The organism is Amycolatopsis echigonensis, assembly GCF_002846615.1.
GTDB classification, from domain to species: Bacteria; Actinomycetota; Actinomycetes; order Mycobacteriales; family Pseudonocardiaceae; genus Amycolatopsis; species Amycolatopsis echigonensis.
The window spans coordinates 2,467,264-2,490,525 of the sequence record NZ_PJMY01000003.1 but is presented as its reverse complement, the minus strand read 5'-3'; the positions used below and the strand labels follow the sequence as shown (position 1 = coordinate 2,490,525).

The following is a 23,262-nucleotide window of genomic DNA, read 5'->3' as shown; positions in this document are numbered from 1 at the left end:
GCGGGGCGTGGGGCCGCTGGTAGGACTGGATTTGCGAAGATCAAGTCCGAGAAACCCCAGGGGCCCCACGTGATTGCCTATGGTGCCACGCTCGACGTGGCGCGCGAGCTTGCCCTGTTCGTCGCGCGTGTCCTGCACGCCGAACACCGCCGCCGCGGCACCCGCCGCGGCCGGCGGGCGCTGACCGCGTTCGGGCAGGCGGTGCTGGCGCTGCGCTGGTTCCGCGACGCCGTCCCGGTGCACCGCCTCGCCGCCGACCACCGCGTCGGCGTCGCCACCGCCTACCGGTACCTGCACGAAGCGGTCACCGCCCTCGCCGCCCACGCCCCCGACCTGCACCAGGTCCTCGCCCAGCGCCGCGCCGCGGGGGACGCGCACGTGATCCTCGACGGCATGTTGATCGGCTGCGACCGGGTCGCCGCGACCACCATCAAAACCAAAGGCCGCAACCGCGGCGCCACCGTCCACCTCTGGTACTCGGGCAAACACCGCTGTTTCGGCGGGAACATCCAATTCCTCGCCACCGCCGACGGCTACCCGCTCTGGGTCTCGCCCGTGCTGCCCGGCTCCCGCAACGACCTCGCCTCGGCCAGACACCACGGCATCACCGGCGCCCTCACCGCCGCCGCGGCCCACGGCCTGAAAACCCTCGCCGACAAGGCCTACCACGCAGCCGGCACCGGCATCCTCACCCCGACCAAGAAAACCACCGGCCGACCGCCCCTCACCCCCGACCAGCACGCCTTCAACCTGCTCCACACCCGGCTGCGCTGCCTCGGCGAACGCGCCGCCGCAATGTTGAAAACCCGCTGGGCAGCCCTACGACACGTCACCCTCTGCCCGAAACGCATCGGCCACATCACCCAAGCAGCCCTCGTCCTCACCCACCACGAACACCACGGACGCTACTGAGAAAACCTCAATGTGACCGGCTTTCCCGGCCTCCGAGTACTACGACGGCTCCGCCCTGTCCGGTGTGTTCGGCAGACGGTGTGCCTATCCCGACGCGCAAACTGGATGCCCACGAGCCGGGAACCATCGCCAGACAGTTCCCGTGTTCACTGCTGATCGCTTGCCGAAGGAGGCATCTGACTTTGTTCCCGCGATATCGCCGTGACTACGCCGCAGACCTTCACCACGGCCTCCCTGCGAAGGTGAAAATCCCCGCTCAGGAGTTCCCCGCCTCACCAGAGAACGGGTGCGCATCGCAACCGGCCATCCGCCAGGTTTCAGCCGGTGACTACTTAGGAAACGTAACACGCCAGTTCCTCGCGTATACCTCTTCGGCTCGTTTGCCGGACCCGCACCATCTGGCAGTTCTGGCACGTCCCGGTTTTGTCAGGGCCGCTTGCCACCCTTACCGGCACCTCCCGGTTCAGGCTGCCCTCAACTTCAACAGTCCGCTGCGACGGCCTGCAGGAGAAGGTCTTCCACCTCCTCGCGATACAACAGCGCTTTCACGGCGCACTTTCCCCGGTTGTCATCCCTTTCGCGTACAGCGACAGCACGATCTCGTCCACGTCGGCGAGCCGGCGTTGCCGCTTCTTGACGATCTGAGGCTCGAAAGTGCTTTCCCGATCCCTCGGCACGTCGATCCGCACCTCGCCGGCGGCATCCGAGAGCACGGTCTTCGGCCGGCTTCCATTTCGCACATTGGTCGATTCCCGACTCGGATCGGCCTGGCGCTTCTCGTGACCGAGGTGCTCGGTCATTTCCTCGTTCAGCGCCGTTTCCAGCACGTTCTTGGTGAACAGCTTCAGCAGGCCGTCCGGGCCCGTCAACGCCAGCCCGCGAGCCCTCGCCTCGGCCACCATCGCCGCTGCGGCGGCCTGCTCCGGCGACAGCTCCCGCGCCGGCTTCTCGTCACGCTTACGTGGACTCACAAGCTCCGATGTCATCACTCACAGTGCCCATCCCGCCGGACCTCAGCCCGGCGTGTCGGGCCGGAAACACCGATCTTGGAACAGTCCCTGCGGCGCGGTCCCCCACCCTTGGCCCCCCGACGGAGTGCCGGGGGCGGGATTGGCGTGCGCGACCGGAGCGAGTGTCAGGTCGTGAGGTCGCGGGCGAGGATATGGAGGTCGTCGGCGCCGCGTTGTTCGAGGGCGGGGAGCTGTTGGGCTGTGTCGGTGAGGGCAGCGATTCGGGTGGTGATGTCGATATCGGTGGTGGCGGTGGTGGCGAGGTCGCTCCAGACTTGTGCGAGTTGAGAGTAGGTGTCGGCTGCCTGTTGTGCGGTGGGCAGGTGGGTGTGGCGGGCGAGGTAGTGCAGGTAGTCGGCTTGCAGGCGACGGAAGAGGCCGCCGCCGGTGCCGGCTTTGTCGATGAAGGCGGCTAGGGCGCGCAGCACGGTGTCGAGCTGGTCGGGTGGGAAGAGGTCGGGCCACTGGTGGAGGTCGTCGACGAAGGTGGTGACGCCGTTGAGGCCGTAGCCGTGCACGAGTTCGGGTGTGGTGTCGAGATCGCCGGTCAGCATGGGTTCGGGGTGTCGCAGTGCGGAGGCGGCGGCGTCGCAGGCGTCGGCGGCGGTGGTGGACAGAGGCGGGAGTTGGGTGGGGTAGCGCAGCCGGTAGGTGGTGTGTCGGGTGGGTGCGGGGAATCCGGTAGAGCTGCGGGCGCGGGCGAGCGCGTCATAGGGGACGGGTTGCGGGTCGGCACGGTCGTTGTCGATGACGGTGGCGGTGCGGGTGTGGTCGTTGTAGCCGATGATGACGATGTCGTGGCGGCTCATGCTAAGACGGACGCGCAGGTAGGGGAGTTCGGCGATGTCGGCCCAGCAGAGGACGGGATGGCCCTGGTCGAGTTCGTCGCGGACCCAGGCCCAGCCCTCGTCGGGGTCGTCGGTGGCGTGCTGGGTGGCGGTGATCCCGAGTCGACGGGTGAAGTGGCCGGTGAGGTCGGGGCCGCGGCCGACGAGGTAGATCGGTGGGGACATGGCGGAGTGGCGCAGATAGCTGAATCCGAGCTCTCCGCCGAGGCCGAAGATCGTGCCTTCGCTGAGAGCCTGTTGGTGGATGGTGTGGCCGGGACCTGAGCGTGTCGTGAGGGTATGAGGCGGGGCTCCTGGTAGATCGAGAAGTACCACCAACTTGATCACCAGAAGCCCCAGGATGTCTGTCTACCGTGTCGAGGCCGCGAAGGCCAGTTGCGGCGTGTCCGGTTGCGCGTGTCGTGACCGGCTACGCCGGTATCCGTCCGATCTGACCGATGAGCAGTGGGAGGTGCTGGAACCGGAAGCACGGGCTGTCATGGCAGAGCTGCGCAAGAGCCCTGCGGGGGCGCCGATGCGCCATGACCTGCGGGCGGTGCTGGACGCGATCGGCTATCTGACCCGCTACGGCATCGAGTGGCGGGCGCTGCCGGCCGATTTTCCGCCCTGGTCGGCGGTGTACGCGTTCTTCCAACGCTGGAGTGAACGAGGACTGCCACACCGGCTGGCAGACCGGCTGCGGGGACGCATCCGGGTCGCGTGTGGCCGGGCCGAACTACCGACCGCGGCGGTCATCGACGCTCAGACCGTGCGTGGCGCCGACACCATGGCCGCCGAAAGTTGCGGGTACGACGCGGGGAAGAAGACCAAGGGCCGCAAGAGAAATATCGCCACCGATTGTCTCGGACTCGTGTTGATGGTCACCGTCACCTCCGCCGGTATGCAAGACCGCGACACCGCGTATCGCCTGCTGGCGTTGCTGCGTGAACACTTCTCCACCATCACTCTGGTCTGGGCCGACGGCGGCTACGCCGGACGCCTCGTCGTGTGGGCCAAAGCCGTGCTGCGCCTGACGATCACCATCGTGAAACGCAGCGACGACATCAGAGGCTTCGTGGTGCTGCCCCGCAGATGGGTGGTGGAGCGGACGTTCGGCTGGCTGATCCGCCATCGACGCCTGGTCCGAGACTACGAACGCCGACCAGAGCACCACGAAGCCATGGTGTGGTGGGCCACCGTCTCGATCATGACCCGCCGCCTGACCCGAGAACTGGCCGACACCCCTCCAGCACCACGCTGGGGCAAGCCCAGACCACCCGCCCTGACCCCAGCCTGACCATCTACCAACAGGCTCTGAGTGGCGTGGAGTCGTAGGACAGGCCGGCCCACTGCATCAGATCACGCAGCGCTCCGGAGCCGCAGTGTCCGGCCACTTGGTGCGGGTAGTTGCCGATGAGTTGCTGGTCGGTCACGACGTGCTCCTTGACTGATCGAGGGCGCTGGGTCCGGGGGTTTCGGCCGTTGGTGTCGAGGGAGCGTGCGCGGGTTTCGCGCGCGGGCGCCCGGGGGCTCGCAGGGCGAGCACGATCGTGGCCGTGGCGGTGACGGCGGCCAGGGTGAGCAGCGAGTCGTGCATGCCCTCGGTGAACGCCCGGCGGGCCGCGGCCGCCAGAGCGGGGTCTGCCTGGGTGGTGGCGACGTGCAGTGCCGCGGTCAAGGAGTCGGTGGCCAGGGTCCTGTCCGGCTCGGACAGGGTGGCCGCGTCGAGCATGATGCCGGTGCGGTAGCCGCTGGCGAGCAGGCTGCCGGCCAGCGCGATCCCGAGTGCCGCGCCGATTTCGCGGGTGGCGTCGTTGACCGCGGAGGCGACACCTTGTTTCGCGCGGGGGACCCCGTGCACGATGGCGGCGGTGGCCGGAGTGGCGCTGATTCCCAGGCCGAGCCCGAACATGATGATGAACACCGCCAGACGTGGGTAGTCCTCCTCGACTCCGAGGCCGGCCACGCCGACCAGGGCGACGGCGACCAGCCCCAACCCGGTACAGGTCATCAGCCTCAGCCCGAGCCGCTCGGTCAGCCACGGCGCGAGCACCGCCACCACGACCAGCGGGACGGCCAAGGGGGTCAGCGCCAGACCGGCGTCCAGCGGCGAGTAGTTCCAGACGAGTTGCAGGTGCTGCATCACTACGAAGAACAGCCCGAACGCGGCCAGGAACTGCACGACCAGCGACCCGGCGCCGGTGCCGAACGCGCGTTCGGTGAACAGTCGCACATCCAGCAGCGGCGCACGGTGGCGACGCTCGACGAGAATGAATCCGGCCGCGGCGAGGACGGCGCCGCTGAGCGCGCCGATGACCAGGACGCTGTCCCAGCCTCGGTCGGGTGCTTCGATCATGCCGAACACCACGAGGCCGATCGCCGTCGCGCTCAGCGCCGCGCCGGGGACGTCCAGCGGCTGGGTGTCCGGTTCCCGAGAGGGTGGCACGGCGAAGGCCCCTGCCAGCAACAGCAGGGCCAGGATCGCCGTGGCGGCGAACACCGCCCGCCATGACCAGGTCTGCAACAACACCCCGGCGCCGAGGATGCCCAGCACCGCGCCCGCACCGGCGAAGCCCGCCCACACTCCCACCGCGCGCGAGGCCTGTCGCGGCGGGAATTCCGCGGTCAGGATGGACAACGTCGCGGGCATCACCAGGGCCGCCCCCAGCCCGCTGACGGCGCGGCAGGCGATCACCCAGCCTGGCGAGGTGACGACCGTCGGCAGGGCCGATCCGGCCGCGAGCACCGCGAGCCCGATCACCAGCAGGTCCCGCCGGCCGTAGCGGTCGCCGACCGCGCCCGCCGGCAGCAGTGCGCAGGCCAGCACCAGGGTGTAGGCGTCCACGATCCACGTCAGCTGCGTCTGGCTGGCCCCGGTGTCCCCGGCGAGGCCGGGCAGGGCCGTGGTCAGCGACGCCACCGCCGCCATCACCAGCGCCACTGCCAGGCACGACACCGTCAGTGTCCACATCTGGCGCAACGGCCGCGACCTGACGGCTGTTTCCGGCACACGCATCACCCACGACTCCTACACGGTTATGAGACTCCCAGTATCGGACCTAGACTGGTAGTTCACAACACCTGCTCGATCACACTCGCCGTCCTGGTGAAACGCTGCGCTACTAGGATGTCGGCCAGTAGGGAGACCAATGCCCACACCCACCACCCGCTCACCACGCACGCCACGTGAGGACCCGCGACCGGCGCAGTCGCGGGCACTGCTGATCGACGCGGCCACCCGGCTGCTCGCCGAGGGCGGCATCGACGCGGTCACCATCGACGCGGTCACCCGCACCGCCGGTGTAGCCCGCGCCACGCTCTACCGCCATTTCGGCACTGGCACCGAGTTGGTGGCCGCGGCCTTCGAGAAACTGTTGCCGCCCGTGCCGCCGGCTCCCGCCCGGGGCCCGCTGCGGCGTCGGCTGCTCACCCTGCTCGTCAACCAAGCCCAGCTCATCGACCACGCCCCGCTGCAGCTCACTGTGCTGTCCTGGGTGGGGATGAGCACCTTGCCGGCACAACCGGACGACCTGCCCGGCATCGACCAGCCGGATACCGCCCGGCCGTGGATGCGCACGTTGCGGCGCCGCATCGTCGAGCTCTACCGGCGGCCCTTCGACACTATTCTCACCGGTGACGACGCCCGCAAGGTACTGGGCGCCGACATCGACACCACCGCGGCGCTGGCTCAGCTTGTCGGGCCGGTCGTGTTCAACCGCCTGGTCACCGGCCTTCCCAATGACGAGACTTTCTGCGCCCGCGTCGTCGACGACTTCCTGGCCGCCAACACCCCCCGGACGTGAGTTCCGCCGGCCCCTGCCGCGCGGCGATCGAGCCACGCCCGCCGTGGAGTCCCGCGCGAGCCGAGGTCATAGCGTACGGGCGATGATCTCTTTCATGATCTCGTTGGTGCCGCCGTAGATCTTCTGCACCCGCTGGTCGGTCCATGCACGGGCGATGCGGTACTCGCTCATGTAGCCGTAGCCGCCGTGGAGCTGGACGCAGTCGTCGATGACTCGCATGGCGCGGTCGCTGGACCACCATTTGAGCATGGCCGCGGTCGGGACGTCGAGCGTGCCGTCGAGGTGTTTGCTGATGCAGTCGTCAAGGAACACGCGGGCCACCCGCGTTTCGGTCGCCGCTTCGGCGAGGGTGAACTTGGTGTTCTGGAAGGAGAAGATGTCCCGGCCGAACGCCGTGCGGCTGCGGGTGTAGTCGAGTGTGTCGCGTAGGGCGAGTTCCATGGCCGCGACGGAGGCGATGCCGATAAGCAGCCGCTCCTGCGGGAGCTGCTGCATCAGCTGGAGGAAACCGTGGCCCTCGACCTCACCGAGGAGGTGACCAGTCGGGACGCGGACGTCGTCGAAGAACAGTTCGGCGGTGTCCTGTCCTTTCAGGCCGACCTTGTCCAGGACCCGAGCGCGCCGGAACCCGTCGCGCTCGGCTTCCACCACGATCAGCGAGATGCCCTCGGCACCCCGTGTCGGATCGGTCTTGGCCACGACGAGGATCAGGTCGGCCTGGCCGCCGTTGGTGATGAAGGTCTTGGCGCGGTTGACGATGTAGGAGTCGCCGTCGCGGATGGCTTTCGTGGTGACGGTTTGCAGGTCCGAGCCGGTGCCGGGTTCGGTCATGGCGATGGCGCCGACCCACTCGCCGCGGGCGAGTTTGGGCAGCCAGTCCCGTTTCTGGCCCTCGGTGCCGTAGGCGAGCAGGTAGTGCGCCACGATGGCGTTGTGCAGGCCCACGCCCCAGCAGCTGTCGCCGCTGGCGGCCTGTTCTTCGAGCAGGACGGCTTCATGGGCGAAGGTGCCACCGCCCCCACCGTATTCCTGCGGGATCGCCAGGCATAGCAGCCCCACCTCCCCGGCCTTGTTCCAGAGGTCGCGATCGACGCTTTTCTGCGCCGCCCACCGCTGCTGGTTCGGCGACAGTTCTTTCTCGCAGAATTGACGCGCGAGGTCGCGGAACGCGTCGAGGTCGGCGGTCATCCACGGGCGGCTGCGGTGTGCGGGCACGGAGCGTCTCCTTCATCGTGTCGCGGTACCCCAGCCACCGGCACCGCCTTCGTCGGGTTGTGAGTGGGTCGCCGGTGGTGCCGTGGTGGACGGCCTCAGCCGCCCTCGCGGGTGCGCAGGGGGTGCTGGGTGAACATGGCGTGGACGTCGTGTTCGGTGCCGTGATCGCTGAAATGGTCGATGTCGACGACGATGAACAGCGCCTGGGCGGTGAACCGCGTGACACCGTCGTCGCCGACGCCCGCGGCTTCCAGGTGCAGCCGCCGGCCGTCCCGGTGGTGCAGGCGTGCGGTGATGCGATGCCGCTGTCCCAACGGCACGGGAGCGCGGTACTCGACGGTCAACGTGCGGGTGACGGCGATCTCCTCGACGACGTAGAGCACGAACCCGAACAGGTCGTCGCAGGCCGCGGAGATCGCGCCGCCGTGCGCCAGCCCAGGAGCGCCCCGATGGCGTGCGTCGAAGGCGAGGTCGGTGAAGACCTCGTCACCGTCGCGGTAGACGGACAGTTGTAGCCCGGCCGGGTTGTCCGGCCCGCAGCCCAGACACTGCGGATGGTGCGGCGGCAGCGAAGCGAACCCCGAATCGGCCATCGTGTGTGTTTGTCCTTCCACCATCGAAACACAGCGAGACTAGCAGTCTCGCTGTAAGACTAGGAGTTCTGAAAGTCTGCGTGGGCGCCGTCACAGCACCGCCCGTGGCTATTGCTGTCGTGCGGTGGCGGCGAAATGCGTGGCGACGGTGTCGATGATGTCCTGGCGGTCGATCTGCATCTCCCCGTTGAGCCAGGCCATGAGCAGTTCGGCGAGCCCGCCGGTGAGCATGAGGCCGTTGATGCGGTCGCGGGGCGGGGGCAGCGCGTTGTCGCCGTAGAGGGCGCGCGCCTGGGTGGCGATCAGCTGACCGAAGCCGACGAGCAGTTCGTGCCGCCGGGCCCGCAGCGGCTCAGCGGCGGCGGATTCCAGTATCGCCGCGCGCCCGACCCGGGGGTCGTCGGTGAGCAGGTCGACGAACGCGCCGATCGCCGCCTCCGCCTTCGCGCGCGGGTCGCCGTCCGGGCCGGCCAGTGCCCGCAACGCCACGTCCCGGATCCGCGCCGCGATCCGGTCGAGAACGGCCAACAGCAGCTCGTCGCGGTGGGCGAAGTTCTCGTAGAAGTAGCGCTCGGTGAGCCCGGCACGCGCGCAGACCGCGGTCATCGTGGTCTGCTGCCACCCTTGAGTGCCCAGCAGATCCAGGCCGGCCTCCAGCAACTGCTCGCGCCGCAGGTCGCGGCGCTGCTCGGCGCTGACCCCGCGATAGCTCCGCCTTGGCGTCGTCATGACCCCATCTTGACATGGTCTCCTGTCAGAAGCATTCTGACAGTGGTTTCTGTCAGAATGCGGATCGATCAGCGGCGGAGGCGACGTCCATGGCTGAGCGGGTAGGCAGGTTTTGGCAACGCCGGGTTCCGGTCGCGCGGCCGCTGGCCGGTGTGGTGGTTGCCATCACCGGCGGAGCGCGAGGAATCGGGGCGGCGACCGCGGACGCGCTGGCCCGGGCTGGGGCCAGAGTGGCGATCGGTGACCTGGACCCCTCGCCGGCGCAGGGACAGGCGCAGGCGGTGCGAGTGTGGCGGGTGGACGTGACCGACCGGGACTCGTTCACCGGTTTCCTCGATCAGGTCGAGGAGGCGTTCGGGCCGCTCGACGTGCTGATCAACAACGCGGGGATCATGCCGCTGGGGCGGCTGGCCGACGAGCCGGAGGCGGTCACGGCGCGACAGGTGGAGATCAACCTGCACGCCGTGATCCACGGCAGCCGGCAGGCAGTACGCCGGATGCGTCCGCGAGGGCGGGGCCACATCGTCAACGTGGCCTCGGAGGCGGGCAAGGTCGGGTTCGCCGAGGCCGCCACCTATTGCGCCACCAAGCACGGCGTCGTCGGGTTGTCCGAGGCGCTGCGGGCTGAGCTGCGCGGCACGGGTGTGTCGGTGTCGTGTGTGATGCCCACGGTGGTGCGGACCGAGCTGGCCTCGGGGCTCGGCGAGTCGCCGCTGGTGCGGCCGGTGACGCCGCAGCAGGTGGCTGAGGCGATCGTGGGCGCGGTGGCCCGCCCGCGGTTCGAGGTGTATGTGCCTCGGTCGCTGGGGGCGATGAACCGGCTGCTGGCCTTGGCGCCGCGCGCGGTCGGCGACGTTCTGTTGCGGGCCTCCCGCGCGGATCGGGTCCTCGCGGGTGCCGATCCGGCTGCCCGGGCCGGTTACGAGGCCCGCGCGGTGCAGCGCAACCGGCCCGGCCCCGTGGACGCGACGGAGTGACGGGTCCCCCGCCGTGGGGGAGGACAAGCCAGGTGGCGCGAAGGGAGCCTTCGATGACGAGCGAACCGACGGTGGCATCGGCCCGGCGGGGGTTGTCGCTGGTGTGCGCCGGGCGGGACGTGCACGAGGTGGCGTCGATGGCCGCCGCCGCGGAGCGGGCGGGTTTCGCCTCGGTGTGGGCGGCCGATTTCTACGACCGGTCGGCGGTGGTGGCCGTGGCGGCCATGGCCGCGGCGACCGAGAACATCACGCTGGGCACCGGGATCGCCTACGGTTTCGGCCGGACCCCGCTGGTGCTGGCCGCCGAGGCCCGGGACCTCGACACGCTCTCTGGTGGTCGGCTGATCCTGGGGCTGGGCACCGGAACCCGGCGCATGCAGCAGGACTGGCACGGCCTGTCAGGTGAGCATCCCGCGCCCCGGACGGAGGAGCTGATACCGCTGCTGCGCCAGCTGTGGCGGCTGGACGAGGGCCCGGTGCACCACGAGGGCCGCTTCTACCGCGCACACGTCGTGCCCACCGCCCCGGTGCCGCCGCCGACACGCCGGGCGATCCCGCTCTATCTGGCCGGGGTGAACGCCCGCATGGTCCGCGCCGCCGGCGCGGTCGCCGACGGGCTCGTGGGCCATCCGCTGTGCACCCCCGAATACCTGCGCCACACCGTGCGTCCCGCTCTGCAGGCCGGCGCCCAACGCGCGGGACGCACCAAGCCGGTGCCGGTCGCGGGCTACGTGATCTGCGCGGTCGATCCGGACCCGACACAGGCCCGCCGGCTCGCCGCGGCCCAGATCGCGTTCTACGCCTCGGTCAAAACCTACGACGCGATCATGACCCTGCACGGGTTCACCGACGAGGCCGCCGCCATCCGCACCGCCCACAAGGCCGGAGACCTGGAGGCGATGGTGGCCGCCGTCACCGACCAGATGATCGACACGATCGCCCTGGCCGGCACCCCCGACCAGGTGCGGGCCCAGTTCGATGCTCGCTGGGCGGGCCTGTACGAGCACACCCTGCTCTACCCGCCCTCATTCGCCGGCCCATCGGCCACCACCGCGGTGATCGACACTTTCGCCCCGTCCCACACCCCACCGATAGAGGAGCCGAGATGACGCACCTGATCGAGCGCACCACCCGGGCAGCCCGGCAGCGCCTGTCCTCGGTGCTACTGGCACCGGCACCCCAGCCGGTCGATGACGCCCTGCGCCGGTTCAGCCGCCGCTGGCCCGCCACCGACCTCGCCGCCCCACCCTCGGGCAGCGACCTGCGGCCGATCCGCGGCGACTACGGCACCCCACTGGTCGGGCACGTGCTCGACTACATCCGGTTCGGCACCGACTTCGCCCGCGAACGCTACGACCGCTACGGCCCCGTGACCTGGATGGGCGCCTTCGGCACCCGCATCGCCACCGTCGCCGGACCCGAAGCGACCCAGCTGGTGCTCACCAACAAGGACAAGGCCTTCTCTCAAGCCGGGTGGACCTTCCTGATCGACCAGTTCTTCCACCGCGGGCTGATGCTGCTCGACTTCGACGAGCACAAGATGCACCGCCGCATCATGCAGCACGCCTTCACCCGCGACCGCCTCGCCGGCTACACCCAGCAGGTCGGACCTTGTGTGCGCGCCACCGTGCCCACCTGGTCCACCACCCACCCGGTTCGGTTGTACTGGCTGCTCAAAGACCTGACCCTGGACATCGCGACCCGGGTGTTCATGGGCGGCCGCGGAGACGGGGTTGACAGTGAGCGGATCAACCACGCGTTCGTGGCCACCGTGCGCGCCGCCAGCTCCCTGGTTCGCTACCCCCTGCCCGGCACCCGCTACCGCGCCGGGCTGCGCGGCCGCCGCGTCCTGGAGCGCTACTTCGCCCACCATCTGCCCGCCGCCCGCGCCGGCAACGGTGAGGACCTGTTCTCCGCGCTGTGCCAGGCCACCACCCCCGAAGGCGAGCAGTTCAGCGACGACGACGTCATCAACCACATGATCTTCTTGATGATGGCCGCGCACGACACCTCCACCATCACCACCACCGCGGCCGCCTACTACCTCGCCACCCACCCCCACTGGCAGGACCGCGCCCGCCAGGAATCCCTCGCCCTCGGCGACGACCTCCCCGACATCGACGCCCTGGAGCGCCTGGACACCCTCGACCTGGTCATCAAGGAAGCACTCCGACTGCTCGCGCCCGTACCGCTGGTGATGCGCAAGACCGTGACCGACACCGAGATCCTCGGCCACTACCTCCCCGCCGACACCCTGGTCGCGGTCGCCCCCGCGATCAACCACTTCGTGCCGGAATGCTGGACCGACCCCGACACCTTCGACCCCGACCGGTTCGCCGCGCACCGCCGCGAGGACCAGAACCACCGCTTCGCGTGGATCCCGTTCGGCGGCGGCGTACACAAATGCATCGGCATGCATTTCGGCACCCTCGAAGTCAAGGCGATCCTGCACGAGATGCTGCGCACCCACCACTGGAGCGTGCCGGATGGCTACCGGGTGCGCTGGGACAACACCTCACTACCCATCCCCACCGACGGACTGCCCGTCCACCTAACCCGACGCTGAACCGCGCCACCCGTCTCCACCCTCGGGTCACCCCTGGTGACCAAGAAACCGCACCACCAACTCCGCGATGTGCTCGGCGACGACATCCGGAGGGTGCAGCGGCAACACCAGGTGGCTCAACGCCAGCCGGGTCGCGGCCTCGGCCGCGACGCCGACCTCGGCATGATCGAGACCGGGCCAACGCCGACACACACCTGTCACCAGACGTTCGGTCGCCTCCCGCACCACCGGCGCGGCCTCGCTGGTCAACAGCGGCAGCAGCTCACCACTGCCGTCGCCGACCAGGACGGCCTTCAACAGCGGGTTGTCGGCAGCGGCGTCGAAGGTGTAGCGGGCGGCCGCCCACCACGCCGCCCGCATCTCCGGATGAGCCGCCAGCGCCCGCTCGATACCGTCCAGGAACTGGCCCGTCAGCCGCAGCACCAACGCCGACGCGAGACCTTGCTTACTGCCGAATTCGCTGTAAAGCGTCTGCCGGGCCACCCCCACCCGGTCCGCGACCTCCTGCATGTTCACCCCGCGGTACCCGCGATCCAGCACGATCGCCTCCGCCACATCGAGGGCGTCCGCCCGCATCAACTGGCGCGCCCGCCCCGACAATCTCGCATTCACCACCCCACCATCCTTAGACAAGCCGCCCACGGTCGTCAAACCAGTAGACCGGTCACGATCTCATGTCTTCTATCTAGACAATGTGACGCATGCTGTCTAACCTTGAGGGTGTCAACGCCGATGCTGAGGAGGGTGCCGCCGTGACGCTGCCCCGTACCCGGAACGCCAGCGGTCATCCCGACCGTCCCTACGACGAGGTGGACCTGTCCTCACGGGGATTCTGGTCGGCGACCATGGCCGAACGGGACGCCAACTTCGCCGCGCTGCGCGCCGACCGGCCGGTCACCTGGCATCGCCCGTTTGAGGAGCAGTTGCTGGATGACCCGGAGGACTACGGGTTCTGGGCGATCGTGCGGCACGCCGATCTGGTCGAGGTCACGAAGCGGCACGAGGACTTCCTGTCCGGGCCCGGCATCCTGATGGAAAGCCTGCCCCCCGAACTCGTCGAGGCCGCCCAGTCGATCATCGGGATGGATCCGCCCCGGCACACCAAGATGCGACGGCTCGTGGCTTCGGCATTTACCCCGAAACAGATGCGCCGCATCAACGACCGGATCCGCGCCAACGCCCGCATGGTCGTGGACCACCTCGCCGCCGTAGGGGCGGACAGCGGAGGCGAGGCCGACTTCGTCGCCGAGTGCGCGGCCCTGCTGCCGATGCACAACATCAACGACATCATGGGCGTGCCCGACGGTGAACGCCAGAAAGCCGCCCACGAAGCCGCCGTCGGCACCGGCTGGAACGACCCCGAACTCGTCGGGCACGGACGTGAACAGGTCCTCGGCCGACTGTTCCAGGCGCTGCACTACATGCACGGCCTGATCACCGACCTTGCCGATCACCGGCGCCGCAACCCCGGCGACGACCTGATCACCGCGCTCGTCCAGGCCGAAATCGACGGGGAACGCCTCACCGACGACGAGATCAGCGCCTTCTTCGCCCTGCTGACCATCGCCGGCAACGACACCACCCGCCAGTCCACCAGCCACGCGCTCAAAGCCCTCACCGACCACCCCGACCAGCGGGCCTGGCTGATGAGCGACTTCGCCAACCGCATCGACGGCGCGGTCGAGGAGTTCGTCCGCTGGGCCACCCCGATCATGACCTTCCGCCGCACCGCCGCCCGCGACCTCGAACTACACGGCCAGCACATCACCGCCGGCGACAAGGTCGTCATGTTCTACTCCTCGGCCAACCGCGACGAGCGGGTGTTCACCGACCCGTGGCGCTTCGACCTCTCCCGCGACCCCAACCCGCACATCGGGTTCGGCGGCGGCGGCATCCACCACTGCCTCGGCAACCAACTCGCCCGCACCCAGCTCCGTGCCCTGTTCGACGAACTACTGCACCGCCTACCCGACATCGAAGCCGGCGACCAGCGACTGGTCCCCGGCAACTTCCTGCACGCCGTGAAGTCCATGCCCTGCCGCTTCACCCCAGAACACTGACCCCGGAGCACTGACCGTCGACACCGACTGCCAGCCCCGACCCACCCCTTTCTGCCACCACGTCTCTGCCACCACGTCAAGGAGGGAGCAGATGAACATCCACATCGACCCCGACCGCTGCACCGGGCACGGCGTCTGCGAAGGCCTCGCCGAGGACATCTTCGAAGTCGGCGACGACGGCCTGGCACACCTGCTCCAGGACCCGCCCCCCAACGATCGGCGTGAAGTCATCGAGCAGGCCGTGCAGCAATGCCCGACACTCGCGCTCCGGCTGGCAGACGCCCCGCCGTCATGAGTGCCCACGCGGCCACCGAGCCCGGCCGACTCGTGATCGTCGGTGCCTCGCTGGCCGGGGTGCGTGCCGCGCGCGCCGCGCGGCACGCCGGGCACACCGGCACCATCATCCTCATCGGCGCCGAGGAACACCTACCCTACGACCGGCCCCCACTATCGAAAACGTTCCTCACCCACAGCAGCGACCACCCAGCCGCACACGAACCCGACGAGCAGGCTCACCCCCCTGCCCCCGCCGTCCTGATGGCAGAAGACGAGTTACGCGACGACCTCGGTGTGGACCTGCGCCTCGGAGTCACGGCCACCGGACTGGACACCGACAGCCGGGAACTCCTGCTGCACGACCAGCAACGCCTGCCCTACGACCGGTTGATCATCGCCACCGGCGCCACGGCACGCCGGTGGCCAACCACCACCCACCTCGCCGGCCTGCACTACCTGCGCACCCTCGACGACGCCCGGGCGCTGCGCGCCGCACTCGCGCGGACAACCAACCTGGTGATCATCGGCGCAGGCTTCATCGGCTCGGAAGTCGCAGCCACAGCAACCCAACACGGCATCCACGCGACCATCGTCGAAACCCAGGACACACCCCTGGCCCACGCGGTCGGACAAACCGCCGGGACAGCACTGGCCCGGCTGCACACACAGGCCGGCACCACCCTCAAATGCGGTGTCCAGGTCACCGACTTCTCCGGCACCGGCCACATCGAGCAGGTGCACCTGTCCGACGGCAGCGTCCTGCCCGCCGACACCGTGCTCGTCGGAATCGGCGCCGTCCCCACCACAGGCTGGCTCACCGACTCCGGCGTCGCCCTCGACGACGGCGTGGCCTGCGACCCCTACCTCGCCACCTCGGCACCGGGGGTGTACGCCGCGGGAGACCTGGCACGATTCCCCCACCCGCGACGCGAGGGCACCCTCCGGCTCGAACACTGGACCGCCGCCGCCGAACAAGGCGCCCACGCCGCCCGCAACGCCATCACCACCGCGGCACCCACCCGCTACGAACCCGTGCCCTACGTGTGGTCCGACTGGTACAGCCACCGCATCCAAATCATCGGCGACCCACACACCGACCAACCGTCCACCCTCATCGGAGATCCCGACACCGGACAATTCACCGTGCTCTACCGCCACAACAACCACATCACCGCGGCGCTCGCCGTCAACCAACCCCGAGCCATCGCCAAACTCCGCCGCCTCATCACCCAGAAAGCGCCATGGGCAGACGCACTCACCCAAACCACCACGCTAAACCCGCCAGCAACTCCACCCGCTGGATCGCGCACTGAATCGCGAGCCACATGAACAAGAAATCCCAGCTCGTCTGCAACTGCACGGCCGTCCGACCGTGACGACGGCGTCGACGATGCGGACCGACACCGGCGGGGCGACTAGCCGCCACCCCGCCGGTGGAGTGTCGCCGATCCCGATCGACGGGTGTCAACGCAAACGTTCTGACCTGGCCAGATGAGTGAAGTGAGGCAAGGAGCGTTCTGAACGATGATCCGGTGAGCTGGTGGACGCGACGCGCCAGCCGACCGCTGCGGTTGCGCATACCGAACCCGCAGTCGGCGCCCAGGCCGCCCGCGCAGCCGAGCCATCGGCGGCGCGATCACCGGAGTGCATTCAGCACGTTCTGATTCCGGTGGTTACCAATAGACTTCGATCCGGTGGGTGCCATCGGCAGCAGTCTAGGCAGCGAGACCGTCACGACGAGCCCGCCGCGCGGGATGTGTGGCTATCGCTGGGTGTCTGCGCGCGGCCACCAGCGCACGGCACCGTCGATGAGGTCGGCGGTGTGTTCGGGCGCGTCGTCCGGGTAGTTCTCCCAGCGGGATTCGCCCGGTCCGTCGTGGACGCGGATGCCTTCGGTGTAGACGGCGAACAGGAAGGCTCCGGCCGTGCCGTGGGGGCGCCGGTGAACCCAATCCGGCATCGCGGCGGTCGGCAGGGCCTGCTCGATCCAGCGGCGGGCCTCACCCTCGGTGGCGGCATCGTGTTCGGCGACGCAGGCGACGTTGTCGTCATCGCCGATGCCCAGCAGGATCGCCGCACCGAATCCGGTACGGACCTCGGTGGTGGTCGCGGTGCCCAATGCAGTTCCCCCTTTTGTGCTCCGACAGGAACTTTCAGCATGCGCTCGTTCCGGCGATCCTGCCAGTCACCTCCTTGGTCTTTGTTCTCGGCATCGTCGCCGGTCAGCGCGGGCGCGGTGTGACATCGCGGTGATACTTCGGCGCTGCTTGCTGCGGCATTCTGTCGGTCGCCGTGTGCTCGATGGCGCACGAAACGACCTTCGAAACTGCGAAAGGGTGCTCAGCGGCGGAATCCGCGCTCGGGGTCGCGGGCAGGGACGTTGCCGAATTCGCCGAACCAGTCCTCGGCGCCCATGTCCGGCAACGGGACCGGGTGATAGAGGAGCCCCTCGTAGTCCTTGTCCTGGAACAAGGCGTCCTGCAGGATCGCCCAGTCGTAGTCGAACCGTGAACTCGGATGCGCGGCGACCTGCTCGGCGTGCACGTCGGGCTCGTCCTTCTGACACCGTTCGGCGTCCTGGATCGCCAAGTCCAGCGCGATCTCCTCGGCGGTACACGCCGGGGTCGGACGCCTCCCGGCAGCGAGGTCGCCGGCCAGGTCGTCGAAGGCCCGTGCGTAGCACCGCAAGAACCACGGGTCACGGTCGGCCACGCACGCCGGGACGGTCGTGTCCGTGTCGAGGGCCGGTCCCCTGCCTGCCAAGGGTGTCTGCTCGGCGATGTCGTAGACCTCGTCGGCCAGCCTCCCCAGCGCCGCGTCCAGCGCGGCGGCGGTGCGGGGAGTGATCACTACCGGCAGGCACACCTCGCAGTCGAAGTCGCGGCACCGGGGACAGTCGGCGCAATCGTTGCGGCAGGTCCCGCATTCTCCGGGGGTCGCCAACCTGAGGTGGACTCTACGACGGAGTCTCAGCAGCTCAGCGGCTTTGTTGTTGAAGCGTACTGATCACAACACGTGTTGTGCAAGGCGATCGTTTCATAGTCAGTCGGCCGGGTGAGTGCCGCAGTTCCACGATCCGCGTGGAGTCGTGCTCCTGATCAGTGGAGCAGTTCGGGCCAGGTGGGATCGATCTGCGTGCCCGTCGGTGCTTGTGCTGGCCGGGTTCGTTTTGCCACGCCCAGACCGGTCTCGAACCTTGAACGGAGGGCGCCGTCAATGGGCCGGCAGGGTGGCCGGGGCGACTATGGCGGTGACGGCGATGGCGGCGGCGACGACCAGGACGAGGTAGGCGAAGCCGCGGCGGATCGTGTCGGCGGGTAGGCGGCGGGCCACACGGCCACCAGCCAGCGCGGTCAGGACGGCGCCGCCGCCGAAAATGCCGATGGTGACCCAATCGAGTGGGGCGCCGGCGTGGGCGGCGAGCCCGGCGGCGGAGTTGAGCACGATGATCACCAGCGAGGTGGCGACTGCTTCGCCAGCGTCGAGGCCGAGCAGCAGGGTGAGGGCGGGCACGATGAGGAATCCGCCGCCCACGCCGAACAGCCCGGTCAGTACCCCGACGGCGATCCCGGCGGCGAGGGCCTTGGGCAGGCACGCCCGCCAGTTGACATGGCCTCCGCTGGTCCGGCACGCCGCCGTGCCCGTGCCGGTGGGTTTGCGGAGCATCCGGACGGCGACCACGGCCATCAGGACGGCGAACCCGAGCAGCAGGAACCGCGGCGGCACCAGATGCCCGAGGGCCGCCCCGGCGAAGGCGGCGGGGACACCGGCCGCGCCGAAAACCAGCGCGACCGGCCAGCGCACGGTGCCGGCGCGCAGCCGCGGGATCACCGCTGCGGCCGAGGACACGCCGACGATCAGCAGGGACGCGGGGATCGCGGAGGCGAGTGGTTGCCCGGCGGCGTAGACGAGCGCGGGCACGGCGAGGATGGACCCGCCCGCGCCGAGCAGTCCGAGCGCGAGCCCGATCAGCAGCCCGGCCAGGGCGGCGGCCACCAGCATCGGTCAGGCCGCCATGGGGACGCCGGCGTCGGCGGCATCGGCGAAGGCGTCGTCGACCAGCACCACCGTGCGGCCCGCGCGGGCGAGCAGGGACGCCGCGGCGGCGGCGCGGTAGCCGCTGCCGCAGTGCACCCACACCGGGCCTGCGGGCACCTCGCCGAGCCGGTGCGGGAGCTCGGGCAGCGGGATGTGCACGGCGTCGCGCACGTGGGAGTCGTGCCACTCGTGGGCCAGCCGCACGTCGAGCACGACGGTGGGGGCGGGCAGGCTGTCGGCGTGGCCGTGCCGCAGGGCGTGGGCGAGGTCGGTGAACGACGCGGTGGTCATGGTGGCTACCTGCTCGTGCCGGTCGCCGGCCCACTGGGCGGGGTCGCCGGTGGCCGCGGCGGCGGGCCGGTCGATGCCGATGCGCGCGAGTTCCCGCTGCGCCTGGGTGACCTGCTCGGGTGTGTCGCCGAGCAGGGTGATCGGCGCGCCCCAGTCGATGAGCCAGCCCAGCCAGGTCGCCATCGGCCCGTCCAGCCCGAGGCTGATCGTGCCGGCCAGGTGCGAGTGCACGAACGCTTTGCGTGAGCGGAGATCGACCACCCATTCCTGCGCGTCGACCCGGCGACGTAACTCGGCGGGGTCGGCGGTGTGGACCGGGGTGAGGTCGATCGGTCCGGGCCCGGCGGTGTTGCGCGCGCCCATGTGGGCGTAGTAGGCGGGGTAGGCGTCCAGGCCGGCGAGGGTCTGTTCGACGAATTCGGATTCGGCCAGGGTCAGTGCCGGGTTGATCTGCTTCTCCCGGCCGATGGTGGAGGCGTCACCGCTGGCCTGGGTGGCCGAGCAGAAGCTGCCGAACCCGTGGGTGGGCCACACGTTCGCCCCGTCCGGCAACAGTTGCGCCAGCCGCTGTGCGGAGGTGCGCTGCCGGCGGGCCAGTTCGTGGGCGTGGTCCTGGCCGAGCAGGTCGGTGCGGCCGGTGGTGCCCAGCAGCAGCGAGCCGCCAGTGAACACTCCTTCTGGCCCCGTGGGACCGTCGAGGAGGTAGGAGAGGTGGTGGAAGGTGTGGCCCGGGGTCGCGACCGGCCGGATCCGCATGCGCGGCGACACCTCCAGCACGTCCCCGTCGCGCAACGGCACCCGGTCGTAGGACACGTCGTCGGCAGCGGCGATCCCGTAGCGGGCGCCGGTCAGCCGCGCCAGCTGCAGCCCGCCGGAGACGTAGTCGTTGTGCACGTGGGTTTCCAGTACCCACTCGATCCCTACCCCCAGCCGGCCCGCCAGGGCGACGATCCGATCGATGTCGCGCTGTGGATCCACCACCACGGCGACCTCGCCGTCGTGCGCGAGGTAGCTGCGGTCGCCCAGCGACGATGTCTCGATCACCTGTACGTCCAGCATGTGCTGTCTCCTTCCCGCCCGAGTGCGGTCGTTGCCTCAGTTCGTTCCGGTTCGCACGGGCCGGCCGCTGCGCTGCCAGCCGGCGGTGCCGTCGGCCACCGACACCGCAGCCACGTCCAGGGCATCCAGCGCCTGCGCCGCGCGCAGGCTGCGTGCCCCGGACTGGCAGATCAGCCACACCCGCTCCGTTCCACTCCCGCCCCGCGTCGGGGACCTGCTCCAGCGGCACGTTGATCGCACCGGGCACATGCCCTTCGGCGAACTCGCCCGGCGTGCGCACGTCCACCAGCCGCACACCTTCGGCGAGCGCCCGCTCCAGCTCTTCCACCGTCGCTTCATGTACTGCCACGTGGTACCTCCACCACTTCGCTCGAATACCCCGGGGGTATCCGTCAAACGTAGGTCGGCGCCGGAATTCCGCGCCGAACAAGTCAGGCCAAGGCCAGGAACAGCTTCTCCAGCTCCGCCTCGGTCATCGGGGGGTCCTCGCCCCGGTCGCGGGCGGCCTGGCAGTGCCGCATCCCACTGGCCACGATCTTGAACCCGGCCCGGTCCAGCGCCCGCGACACCGCGGCCAGCTGGGTCAGCACCGTGGCGCACTCGTCCCCGGTCTCGATCATGCCGATCACCGCAGCCAGCTGCCCCTGCGCCCGGCGCAACCGCACCAGCGCGTCACCCACCAGTTCGGGTGTCATTTCCATGTTCCACCTCCGCAGCCTTCAACATACCCCGGGGGGTAGTGATTGCGCGGCCTCACCCAGCTGTGTCCGGCATCGCGGACCGGCGGATCAGCCGCGGCCGAACAGGCGGCGCAATACGCGGGCCGCGGCACCCGGCTCGGGCGTGCAAGCGCACCGCCGCGAAGCCGGCACACCGGCAAGCACCTGCTCCACATGCTGACCGCATCCGGCGTAGGTGGCTTTCCCGCACCGCGAACACGTGACACGACGACACATCCGTGCACTCTCCTTTACTCGACGACCACTCGCTCTCCACGGTACCCCCCGGGGTATAAAGAGACGAGTGGCTGCGGCACACACCACACCGCCGGAGACAGGGGGATCGCCCCGGCGCGCCCGGCCAGGGGCAACAAAACGGTCGGCTTCCCGCCGGACTACCCGAGGACGCCCGGCGTTGCGCTGGCCATGCCGCCGCGGTCACAGGCGGGTCGGCACAGGAGCGCGTGTTCCGGAGAGAAACCTGGAGCGAGAGTCAGCGTGCGACCTGGATGGTGGCCATCATGCCGGCGTCCTCGTGGTCGAGGATGTGGCAGTGGTAGACGCTACGGCCGGAGAAGTCGGCGAAGGTCACCCGGAGGCGCGCCCAGCCGTGCGCCGGCACGAGCACCACGTCCCGCAGGCTTTCCTCGGCTACCGGGTTTGCGCTGGTGCCCAGTACCTGGAAGGGCCACACGTGCAGGTGGAACGGGTGATCCATCGGGCTGGTGTTGGACACCAGCCACTCCTCGGTGGCCCCGAGCCGGACCGCCTGGTCGGTGCGCTGCGGGTCGAAGCGCCTTCCATCGATGGTGAACCCCATCCCGCCACCGCCCATGCCCATCTGCATGCCGAACGTCACCGTCCGCCGAGCCGTCACCGGCCCTGTGGGCAGCACCGGCGCCGGCAACGCACCCGGTGGCGAGGCCGTGCGGCTTTTTGTCCCAGACACCACCAGTGTCGCGAGAGTGATGGGCCCGTTGGCCGCAGTGGAGCCCGTGGCTGCCATACCGCCCATCATCCCGGGATTGCCGCGGTCATAGGGATCGGTCAGCAGCCGGTGCCGTCCCGCCGCCGGGTGAACGAGGACATCCGCGCGGTTGCCGGGCGCGAGCACGATCCGGTCCCGCACTTCCGGGACCGGCAGGAAATAGCCGTCCCTCGCGACGTGGGTCAGCTGATGCCCTTCCAGCCGCAGGGACAACACGCGCGAGGTGCAGGCGTTGATCAGCCGCCATCGTTCCGGCACCCCGGACTCGGCGGTGGCGACGGGCTGGTGCTGGCCGTTGACCAGGACTAGCGAGCCCTGCCGTCCCATCATCCGGTCCATCGCGCTCACCGCGGCGATCCGGCCCGCGCCGTCCAGCGTGGTGTCGCCGATCAGCAGCACCCGGTCCATAACGGCACCCAGGTCGGGGCCGCCGTCCACGATCAGCGCACCGGCGAGCCCGCCGAAGAGCTGATCCGCGACGTACTGGTGGTGGTGCGGGTGGTACCAGAACGTCCCCGCCGGATGATTGGCCGGAATCCTGTACTCGTAATCGAACACCTCGCCCGGCGCGATCACCACGAACGGGTTGTCGCCGTTGCGCTCCGGGGAAACGTGCAACCCGTGGGTGTGCAGGTTTGTGGGCTGTTGCAGGTGATTTATCAGGCGCACTCGCAGAACGTCACCGGGACGCACTCGCAACGTCGGCCCCGGAGAACCTCCGTTGAACCCGAGCCCGGCGCCGGCCTGCCCGGCCACCGCCGCGCCAGGTGCCGCGGTCAGCGACACGGCGAGCGCACCGTTATTGCTGGTCGATGCCAGTGGTTCGCGTAGCGGCTGGTCACCGGTGACCGGGTACCCACCGCTGGCCGGGGCGCCCAGACCAGTCACCCAGCCGGTCACCCCCGCTACCACCGAAGCCGACCCCGCCGCCAGCAGCCCCAACGCCCGGCGCCGACCGACCGGATCGCCAGTCACTGCAGCTCCGTGCGACGACGCCGATACTCGTCCTCGTCGATCTCGCCCCGCGCCAACCGCTCGTCCAGGATCCGGCGGGCACTGCCGCTCGCGCCTGCCGGGGTTTCGCGCCGCGCCCGCACCCACCACAGCAGGCCCCCCACGACGGCGAACAGGCCGAGCACGACCAGTACCGGCCAGATCCACATCCATCCCATCGCGCCGCCCATCGCGCCGCCCATCAT

The 23,262-nt window shown here is 69.6% G+C and carries 23 protein-coding genes and 1 pseudogene; 9 read left to right on the top strand and 15 right to left on the bottom strand.

The features are described 5' to 3' along the window. Positions 1–69: 69 nt before the first annotated feature. The gene (locus tag ATK30_RS16530) at positions 70–912 is read left to right on the top strand and encodes a transposase family protein (RefSeq protein ID WP_101436345.1); all 843 of its coding nucleotides are present in this window, start codon (positions 70–72) and stop codon (positions 910–912) included. Between the two features lie 557 nt (positions 913–1,469). Here ATK30_RS16530 and ATK30_RS16525 read toward each other — a convergent pair. Both ATK30_RS16525 and ATK30_RS16520 read right to left on the bottom strand, forming a co-directional pair. Next, positions 1,470–1,898 (bottom strand): annotated as a pseudogene (locus ATK30_RS16525) (transposase); the annotation flags it as partial. Between the two features lie 149 nt (positions 1,899–2,047). Next, entirely contained in the window at positions 2,048–3,097 is a 1,050-nt protein-coding gene (locus ATK30_RS16520) for a BtrH N-terminal domain-containing protein (protein ID WP_101436344.1), read from the bottom strand. Positions 3,098–3,110: 13 nt separating this feature from the next. Here ATK30_RS16520 and ATK30_RS16515 point away from each other — a divergent pair, with 13 nt between their 5' ends. Further along, complete coding sequence (locus ATK30_RS16515) at positions 3,111–4,046, top strand: IS5 family transposase (RefSeq protein ID WP_208637356.1); 936 nt, start codon at positions 3,111–3,113, stop codon at positions 4,044–4,046. 132 nt (positions 4,047–4,178) lie between these two features. On the opposite strand, the gene ATK30_RS16510 is transcribed toward ATK30_RS16515, so the two are convergent. Continuing rightward, the gene (locus tag ATK30_RS16510) at positions 4,179–5,720 is read right to left on the bottom strand and encodes an MFS transporter (RefSeq protein WP_233459058.1); all 1,542 of its coding nucleotides are present in this window, start codon (positions 5,718–5,720) and stop codon (positions 4,179–4,181) included. 178 nt (positions 5,721–5,898) lie between these two features. Here ATK30_RS16510 and ATK30_RS16505 point away from each other — a divergent pair, with 178 nt between their 5' ends. Then, complete coding sequence (locus tag ATK30_RS16505; RefSeq protein ID WP_101436342.1) at positions 5,899–6,552, top strand: TetR/AcrR family transcriptional regulator; 654 nt, start codon at positions 5,899–5,901, stop codon at positions 6,550–6,552. Between the two features lie 66 nt (positions 6,553–6,618). On the opposite strand, the gene ATK30_RS16500 is transcribed toward ATK30_RS16505, so the two are convergent. The 3 genes from ATK30_RS16500 to ATK30_RS16490 all read right to left on the bottom strand — a co-directional run bounded on the left by ATK30_RS16500 (position 6,619) and on the right by ATK30_RS16490 (position 9,089). Beyond that, the gene (locus ATK30_RS16500; protein WP_101436341.1) at positions 6,619–7,740 is read right to left on the bottom strand and encodes an acyl-CoA dehydrogenase family protein; all 1,122 of its coding nucleotides are present in this window, start codon (positions 7,738–7,740) and stop codon (positions 6,619–6,621) included. A gap of 122 nt (positions 7,741–7,862) precedes the next feature. Then, entirely contained in the window at positions 7,863–8,360 is a 498-nt protein-coding gene (locus tag ATK30_RS16495) for a PaaI family thioesterase (RefSeq protein ID WP_101436340.1), read from the bottom strand. Positions 8,361–8,468: 108 nt separating this feature from the next. Beyond that, positions 8,469–9,089 (bottom strand): TetR/AcrR family transcriptional regulator, encoded by a 621-nt coding sequence (locus ATK30_RS16490; protein ID WP_101436339.1) that lies wholly within the window; start codon positions 9,087–9,089, stop codon positions 8,469–8,471. Between the two features lie 89 nt (positions 9,090–9,178). Between ATK30_RS16490 and ATK30_RS16485 the strand changes: the two genes are divergently transcribed. From ATK30_RS16485 to ATK30_RS16475, 3 genes are read left to right on the top strand one after another with little or no spacing between them, the layout of a single operon-like run. Then, positions 9,179–10,066 carry an SDR family oxidoreductase gene (locus ATK30_RS16485; RefSeq protein ID WP_101436338.1) on the top strand — a complete coding sequence of 296 codons (888 nt, stop codon included), beginning with the start codon at positions 9,179–9,181 and terminating at the stop codon, positions 10,064–10,066. Between the two features lie 53 nt (positions 10,067–10,119). Next, entirely contained in the window at positions 10,120–11,175 is a 1,056-nt protein-coding gene (locus ATK30_RS16480; RefSeq protein WP_101436337.1) for an LLM class flavin-dependent oxidoreductase, read from the top strand. Beyond that, positions 11,172–12,632, top strand: coding sequence for a cytochrome P450 (locus tag ATK30_RS16475; RefSeq protein WP_101436336.1), 1,461 nt, complete (start codon positions 11,172–11,174; stop codon positions 12,630–12,632). The genes ATK30_RS16480 and ATK30_RS16475 overlap by 4 nt, the downstream gene beginning before the upstream one ends. 27 nt (positions 12,633–12,659) lie before the next feature. On the opposite strand, the gene ATK30_RS16470 is transcribed toward ATK30_RS16475, so the two are convergent. Further along, positions 12,660–13,187 carry a TetR/AcrR family transcriptional regulator gene (locus ATK30_RS16470; protein ID WP_208637355.1) on the bottom strand — a complete coding sequence of 176 codons (528 nt, stop codon included), beginning with the start codon at positions 13,185–13,187 and terminating at the stop codon, positions 12,660–12,662. Between the two features lie 146 nt (positions 13,188–13,333). On the opposite strand from ATK30_RS16470, the gene ATK30_RS16465 reads away from it, so the two are divergent. The 3 genes from ATK30_RS16465 to ATK30_RS16455 all read left to right on the top strand — a co-directional run bounded on the left by ATK30_RS16465 (position 13,334) and on the right by ATK30_RS16455 (position 16,297). Beyond that, positions 13,334–14,692 (top strand): cytochrome P450, encoded by a 1,359-nt coding sequence (locus ATK30_RS16465; RefSeq protein WP_101436334.1) that lies wholly within the window; start codon positions 13,334–13,336, stop codon positions 14,690–14,692. A gap of 91 nt (positions 14,693–14,783) precedes the next feature. Beyond that, a complete protein-coding gene (locus tag ATK30_RS16460) occupies positions 14,784–14,987 on the top strand; it encodes a ferredoxin (RefSeq protein ID WP_101436333.1) in 204 nt (67 codons plus the stop codon). A 32-nt stretch (positions 14,988–15,019) separates the two neighbouring features. Then, entirely contained in the window at positions 15,020–16,297 is a 1,278-nt protein-coding gene (locus ATK30_RS16455; RefSeq protein ID WP_229857931.1) for an NAD(P)/FAD-dependent oxidoreductase, read from the top strand. Positions 16,298–16,730: 433 nt separating this feature from the next. Here ATK30_RS16455 and ATK30_RS16450 read toward each other — a convergent pair whose 3' ends face one another. From ATK30_RS16450 to ATK30_RS16415, 8 genes are all read right to left on the bottom strand, one after another. Then, positions 16,731–17,087 carry a hypothetical protein gene (locus tag ATK30_RS16450; protein ID WP_101436331.1) on the bottom strand — a complete coding sequence of 119 codons (357 nt, stop codon included), beginning with the start codon at positions 17,085–17,087 and terminating at the stop codon, positions 16,731–16,733. 221 nt (positions 17,088–17,308) lie between these two features. Then, positions 17,309–17,818, bottom strand: coding sequence for a hypothetical protein (locus tag ATK30_RS16445; protein WP_101436330.1), 510 nt, complete (start codon positions 17,816–17,818; stop codon positions 17,309–17,311). 363 nt (positions 17,819–18,181) lie between these two features. Further along, a complete protein-coding gene (locus tag ATK30_RS16440) occupies positions 18,182–18,970 on the bottom strand; it encodes a sulfite exporter TauE/SafE family protein (RefSeq protein ID WP_101436329.1) in 789 nt (262 codons plus the stop codon). A gap of 3 nt (positions 18,971–18,973) precedes the next feature. Continuing rightward, complete coding sequence (locus ATK30_RS16435) at positions 18,974–20,356, bottom strand: MBL fold metallo-hydrolase (RefSeq protein WP_101436328.1); 1,383 nt, start codon at positions 20,354–20,356, stop codon at positions 18,974–18,976. Between the two features lie 36 nt (positions 20,357–20,392). Then, on the bottom strand, positions 20,393–20,536 hold the full coding sequence (locus tag ATK30_RS46185) for a rhodanese-like domain-containing protein (protein WP_229857929.1): 144 nt from the start codon (positions 20,534–20,536) through the stop codon (positions 20,393–20,395). A 251-nt stretch (positions 20,537–20,787) separates the two neighbouring features. After that, the gene (locus ATK30_RS16425; RefSeq protein ID WP_101436327.1) at positions 20,788–21,057 is read right to left on the bottom strand and encodes a metal-sensitive transcriptional regulator; all 270 of its coding nucleotides are present in this window, start codon (positions 21,055–21,057) and stop codon (positions 20,788–20,790) included. Between the two features lie 511 nt (positions 21,058–21,568). Further along, positions 21,569–23,038, bottom strand: coding sequence for a multicopper oxidase family protein (locus ATK30_RS16420; RefSeq protein WP_101436326.1), 1,470 nt, complete (start codon positions 23,036–23,038; stop codon positions 21,569–21,571). Continuing rightward, entirely contained in the window at positions 23,035–23,262 is a 228-nt protein-coding gene (locus ATK30_RS16415) for an SHOCT domain-containing protein (protein ID WP_101436325.1), read from the bottom strand. Before ATK30_RS16415 ends, ATK30_RS16420 begins: the two co-directional genes overlap by 4 nt.

Excerpts from the sequence above, each read along its gene's own strand:
- ATK30_RS16425 (WP_101436327.1), bottom strand. The coding sequence starts at position 21,057 with ATGGAAATGACACCCGAACTGGTGGGTGACGCGCTGGTGCGGTTGCGC.
- ATK30_RS16415 (WP_101436325.1), bottom strand. The coding sequence starts at position 23,262 with ATGATGGGCGGCGCGATGGGCGGCGCGATGGGATGGATGTGGATCTGG.
- ATK30_RS16485 (WP_101436338.1), top strand. The coding sequence starts at position 9,179 with ATGGCTGAGCGGGTAGGCAGGTTTTGGCAACGCCGGGTTCCGGTCGCG.
- ATK30_RS16505 (WP_101436342.1), top strand. The coding sequence starts at position 5,899 with ATGCCCACACCCACCACCCGCTCACCACGCACGCCACGTGAGGACCCG.
- ATK30_RS16465 (WP_101436334.1), top strand. The coding sequence starts at position 13,334 with ATGCTGTCTAACCTTGAGGGTGTCAACGCCGATGCTGAGGAGGGTGCC.
- ATK30_RS16515 (WP_208637356.1), top strand. The coding sequence starts at position 3,111 with ATGTCTGTCTACCGTGTCGAGGCCGCGAAGGCCAGTTGCGGCGTGTCC.
- ATK30_RS16495 (WP_101436340.1), bottom strand. The coding sequence starts at position 8,360 with ATGGCCGATTCGGGGTTCGCTTCGCTGCCGCCGCACCATCCGCAGTGT.
- ATK30_RS16435 (WP_101436328.1), bottom strand. The coding sequence starts at position 20,356 with ATGCTGGACGTACAGGTGATCGAGACATCGTCGCTGGGCGACCGCAGC.
- ATK30_RS16510 (WP_233459058.1), bottom strand. The coding sequence starts at position 5,720 with ATGTGGACACTGACGGTGTCGTGCCTGGCAGTGGCGCTGGTGATGGCG.
- ATK30_RS16460 (WP_101436333.1), top strand. The coding sequence starts at position 14,784 with ATGAACATCCACATCGACCCCGACCGCTGCACCGGGCACGGCGTCTGC.
- ATK30_RS16440 (WP_101436329.1), bottom strand. The coding sequence starts at position 18,970 with ATGCTGGTGGCCGCCGCCCTGGCCGGGCTGCTGATCGGGCTCGCGCTC.
- ATK30_RS16475 (WP_101436336.1), top strand. The coding sequence starts at position 11,172 with ATGACGCACCTGATCGAGCGCACCACCCGGGCAGCCCGGCAGCGCCTG.
- ATK30_RS16480 (WP_101436337.1), top strand. The coding sequence starts at position 10,120 with ATGACGAGCGAACCGACGGTGGCATCGGCCCGGCGGGGGTTGTCGCTG.
- ATK30_RS16500 (WP_101436341.1), bottom strand. The coding sequence starts at position 7,740 with ATGACCGCCGACCTCGACGCGTTCCGCGACCTCGCGCGTCAATTCTGC.
- ATK30_RS16490 (WP_101436339.1), bottom strand. The coding sequence starts at position 9,089 with ATGACGACGCCAAGGCGGAGCTATCGCGGGGTCAGCGCCGAGCAGCGC.